The sequence below is a fragment of the Leisingera sp. F5 genome (genome assembly GCF_001593695.1).
In genome coordinates this window covers 1-1,144 of the sequence record NZ_LUKH01001272.1, presented here as the reverse complement: position 1 = coordinate 1,144, position 1,144 = coordinate 1, and the positions used below count along the sequence as shown (strand labels likewise).

The following is a 1,144-nucleotide window of genomic DNA, read 5'->3' as shown; positions in this document are numbered from 1 at the left end:
GAAGAAGGGTTTACCCCTTTTTCGCGCCCAAGTGTGGGCGCATTCATCAACAAACGTCAAGGGTGGGATCAGGAAATTCGATGCGCGGCATACGCACAGATTGTCCGTGAGTAAATTTATTTACGTCTCACGGGGTCATTCGGTAATTTTCTGTTCTCTCAGGAGAAATCGTAAAACCGCTTGGCGTGCAGAAATTCCTGCCGCTTCACCTCCGCCGCAGCCTGGGCGTCCTCATCGACACCCCATTGCTCTTCCTGCCAGCGCTCGTCCAGACGCGACAGTTGCCAGATCTCATCGGCACTGCGCCAGCCCTGCGCAGCAGCAAAGCCAAGGATCAAAGAGCCGGAAATCCCTACCAAATCATGGAAAGCCGCCAGCTGAAACGCTGTCATCGCATGCACCTTATCCGCCAGCGCCGACAGCGCCGCGGTCTCCTGCGGCTGGTGCAGAATGCCGGTCCGGGGCTGCAGCCGCACGCCCAGCGCCCCTGCCGCCCAGTCCAGCGCCGGGTCCCATTCCTGCGCTTGACGCAACGTCAATTCAACCGGCGCGTCGGCGCGGTAGCACAGCAGGTCGGAATCGCCGTATTCGGCCAGCATGGCGGCCACTTCGCTGTGCTGATGTGTCACCTTGTCAATTGCAGCATTGGCGGAGCGGGTGCAGGGCATGGTTCCGGGATCAACTGATTCGGTCTGTGCGTCCCATTCTGCAGCGATGGCGTCGCCCATAGCCCGGGTCGGCACCGCCAGCGGCGCCTTGGCCGGCGTCTTCACCCGGCGCCCGTCCAGCTCCACCGCAAACCCGTCTTCGGTCTGCGCAACCGTGACGTCTTTCCAGAACCGCTTCTGTGCCCAGCCGCTCATCTCTTACACCTTCCAAATCTCTGCCAGCAGCGGACGCAGCTCCGCGAAATCGCGGATCAGGTAATCGGCGCCCAATGTCTCTGCCGGATGATAGCCCCAAGGCACGGCGATGGTGGTGACCCCCGCTGCGCGCCCCATTTCAATGTCAAACCGCGTATCGCCGATCATCACGGTGCTGGTCCGGTCCACCCCGGTCTCCGCCATCGCCGTCAGCACCATCGACGGGTGCGGCTTGGACGGGTGGTGATCGGCCACTTGCCGGGTCACGAAACACTCCAGCC

2 protein-coding genes are annotated in these 1,144 nt (G+C 62.0%); both read right to left on the bottom strand.

Annotated elements, in window-relative coordinates:
* Positions 1 to 158: 158 nt before the first annotated feature.
* Complete coding sequence (locus A2I95_RS40715; protein WP_291737989.1) at positions 159 to 863, bottom strand: ATP12 family chaperone protein; 705 nt, start codon at positions 861 to 863, stop codon at positions 159 to 161.
* 3 nt (positions 864 to 866) lie between these two features.
* Positions 867 to 1,144 (bottom strand): HAD-IA family hydrolase (locus tag A2I95_RS40710; protein WP_291737988.1); only part of this gene is annotated, 278 nt, incomplete at its 5' end.